The 3,715-nt window shown below is 40.3% G+C and carries 2 protein-coding genes and 1 pseudogene; 2 read left to right on the forward strand and 1 reads right to left on the reverse strand.

From position 1 onward, the window contains the following. Positions 1 to 108: pseudogene (locus EXE10_RS20285) on the reverse strand (IS6 family transposase); the annotation flags it as partial. A 535-nt stretch (positions 109 to 643) separates the two neighbouring features. Here EXE10_RS20285 and EXE10_RS20290 point away from each other — a divergent pair. Beyond that, a complete protein-coding gene (locus tag EXE10_RS20290; RefSeq protein WP_005144678.1) occupies positions 644 to 2,263 on the forward strand; it encodes an oleate hydratase in 1,620 nt (539 codons plus the stop codon). Between the two features lie 267 nt (positions 2,264 to 2,530). Next, positions 2,531 to 3,589 carry a 2,3-butanediol dehydrogenase gene (locus EXE10_RS20295; protein WP_004281883.1) on the forward strand — a complete coding sequence of 353 codons (1,059 nt, stop codon included), beginning with the start codon at positions 2,531 to 2,533 and terminating at the stop codon, positions 3,587 to 3,589. The last annotated feature ends 126 nt before the right edge of the window (positions 3,590 to 3,715 follow it).

Consider the following 3,715-nt stretch of genomic DNA (forward strand, 5'->3'; position numbering starts at 1 on the left):
GGCCAGCATTTCCTGCAGTTCACGATAGCTGATGCCATATTTACAATACCAACGAACAGCCCAAAGAATGATTTCACCTTGAAAGTGCCGACCATGGAAAGGATTCATATGCTGCACCTTTAGCTAAAACAGTCTTCAGCTTACCATTCGTGGTTATTTGCAACAGTGCCCCATGAGATGCCTGTATATCGCTTAAACTGTGTTTCAGAAAGCTTCTTTGAATCAATGTATTTCATCCGCAGATTATGCACGAATGCTAAGAAAATTAGAGTACAAATATCAATCAAAAAGGTGCTCGTTTTTTGATTTATGAAAGAGATCTATTATTCAATTATATCTTTTAATGATCAATAGAAAGCCTAGTTTCAAACACATTCTTCAGACACAAACAAATATGATCAAAATAGAGTGATTACTCTATAAAATAATAAAATCAATTACTTAAATCATATTTTATTTTAAAAAAAATACAAATGTGTATTAAAATATCCATTACTTACATTTTTTTGATTACAAAATATAATGAGTAAATTGCTTCCCATTTCATACATTTTTCATATATAAAAAGTCATACTATTTTTAAGGTTTTTCTAAATCACATTTTATACTTCATAGTTTTTAACATCATTATTAAAGGTGAACCATGCAAAAGAAGAAGCGCACCCCATTAGACGCACAACAGTCCCATCTTTGGATTATTGGTGGTGGTATCGCAGGTATGGCTGCTGCTGCATTTGCAATCCGTGATGCCAAAGTCCCTGCCAAAAATATCCATATTTTAGAAGAACTCGATATTTCAGGTGGTTCGATGGATGGTGGACATACACCGCATGCCGCGCAAGCTTGGGTAACACGTGGTGGGCGAATGCTGACCGATGAAACTTATTTGTGCCTATGGGACTTATTTTCCAGTATTCCATCTTTGGAAAATCCAGACATTTCGGTGCGTGAAGAATGTCGTGAGTTTAATGAAAAAGTGAAAACCCACGCCAATGCACGGTTGATTGATGCCGAACATGTCATTGCGGATGCAGCAAAGCTTGGTCTGAATACGCTACATCGTGCACAGATGCTGCGCCTATTAGCTTCAAAAGAAGAAAAAATTGGCAGTCGCCGCATTGATGAGTTTTTTGATGAAACCTTTTTTGAAACCAATTTCTGGCGCATGTGGCGCACGACTTTCGCTTTTCAAAAATGGCACAGTGCAGCAGAGTTAAGACGCTATTTCTTGCGTTTTATTCAAGAATTGCCACGCATTCATACCTTAGCGGGTGTGAAACGTACCAAGTACAACCAATATGACTCGATGATTCTGCCCCTACAGCGTTGGTTAGTCGCACAAGGCGTCGATGTGCGTTTTGGACACTATGTCACAGATGCAGACTTCATTACCAATGCTGAAACTCAAGAACGCTACGCTTCACGCCTATATGTACAATTGCCTGAAGGCTCAGAGCAAATTAATCTGAAAGCCAATGATTTAGCTATTTTCACTTTAGGCTCTATTACAGCAGACTCACGTTATGGCGGTAATCATGACGTGCCTGCCCTTATTCGTAATCGAGAAGATCATGGCTGGACGCTTTGGGAAACGCTGGCACAAAAAGCCCCAGACTTTGGCCGTCCAATGACTTTTTATGGCAATGTCGATGAACATAAGTGGGAGTCTTTCACTCTGACCATGAAAGATGACGTGCTACTTAAACGTATTATTGACTATACAGGCAATGAACCAGGCACAGGCGCACTCATGACTTGGTATGAGTCGGGTTGGCATTTATCCATCGTGGTTCCTGCACAGCCACACTTTGCCGACTTACCTGAAGGTTTATATACCTTATGGGGCTACGGTTTCCAAATTGACCATATAGGCGATTACATCAAAAAACCAATGTCCGAAGCCACGGGGCAAGAAATCCTAACAGAACTGATTAAACAGCTCGGTTTTGACGACATTTTAGATCATGTTTTGGCAACGACTGATGTTACTACCGCCATGATGCCATACGCCTCTGCCCTATTCGCCTGCCGTAAACCGGGGGATCGTCCACAGGTAATTCCACAAGGCTCACAAAACTTTGCTTTCCTTGGACAGTTTGTGGAAATTGAAGATGACGTGGTCTTTACTGTGGAATATTCAGTTCGTGGGGCGATGCTTGCCATTTATGAATTTTTTGGGGTGGAACGTGAAATCCCTGAAATTTACAACGGTCTACTTGATCCCAAAGTGGGTTTAAAAGCTTTAGAAACAGTGTTCCACTAAGTTTTTAATATATAGCGATAAGAGCACCTTTATGTCGCCACTATTACATAGTTTAATTTAAGCAACGTTTGGATACACGAGTGTGGCAGGGATGCCACACGTTATCCATCATAATAGGGATGTTATGTATGGGTAACAAAGGCTTTTGCTTTCTTTTGGCTTATCAAAAGTAAGGGTATTGCCTACACAAACACCTTTTATACTTTATTGAAAGTTGAGGCCGTGTACGCACTGGTTTACCGTTAACATCAATATAAGGAATATAAAATGAAAGCAGCTCGTTTTTATGACCGAGGGGATATTCGAATTGAAGATATCCCTGAACCGAAAGTACTTCCAGGCACAGTTGGAATTCAAGTTGCGTGGTGTGGTATTTGCGGTACAGATTTACATGAATTCATGGAAGGTCCTATTTTTATTCCACCTTGTGGTCACCCACACCCAATTTCGGGAGAATCTGCACCTGTAACAATGGGACATGAATTTTCAGGCGTGGTTTATGCAGTTGGAGAGGGTGTAGATGATATCCAAATTGGGCAACATGTCGTAGTTGAACCCTACATCATTGCTGACGATGTGCCGACTGGCCCCAATGATAAGTATCATTTATCAAAAAATATGAACTTTATTGGTTTAGGCGGACGCGGTGGTGGTCTTTCTGAAAAAATTGCAGTTCAGCGGCGTTGGGTACATCCTATTTCAAATGATATTCCTTTAGACCAAGCAGCATTGATAGAACCTTTATCTGTCGGTCATCATGCCTATGTCAGAAGTGGCGCAAAAGCTGGCGATATCGCACTGGTTGGTGGAGCAGGCCCAATAGGCTTACTTTTATCTGCTATTTTAAAGGCTAAAGGTCTCACGGTCATCATTACTGAACTGAGTGCAAAACGTAAAGAAAAAGCGATAGAAGCGGGTGTTGCCGATTATGTACTAGACCCATCTAAGGTTGATGTAGTTGCTGAGGTAATGAAAATTACAGAAGACCGCGGTGTAGATGTCGCTTTTGAATGTAGTAGTGTCAATAAAGTCATGGATACACTCGTTGCAGCAATGAAACCAACTGGTGTAGTCGTTATCGTTTCTATTTGGAGCCATCCTGCCACAATTAATGTGCATAGTGTGGTGATGAAAGAGCTAGATATTCGTGGCACGATTGCTTATGTAAATGATCATCAGGAAACTATCCGTTTGGTTGAGCAAGGTAAGATTAATCTAGAACCTTTTATTACCCAACGGATTGCATTAGATGATCTTGTTTCTAAAGGCTTTGAAACATTGATTCATAATAATGAGTCTGCTGTAAAAATTATTGTTCATCCGTAGTAACGCCTAATTTGAACGACTAATTTGAATAAACTAGAAATAAACGGCTTTGTTGCACAAAGCTATTCTTGAAGGCTTCTTCAGTAATATAATTTCCAGATGAAGAAGCCTACACCTAAAATCTAT

Origin of the sequence: Acinetobacter sp. WCHAc060033 (assembly GCF_004209125.1) — a bacterium.
Taxonomy (GTDB): Bacteria; Pseudomonadota; Gammaproteobacteria; order Pseudomonadales; family Moraxellaceae; genus Acinetobacter; species Acinetobacter wuhouensis.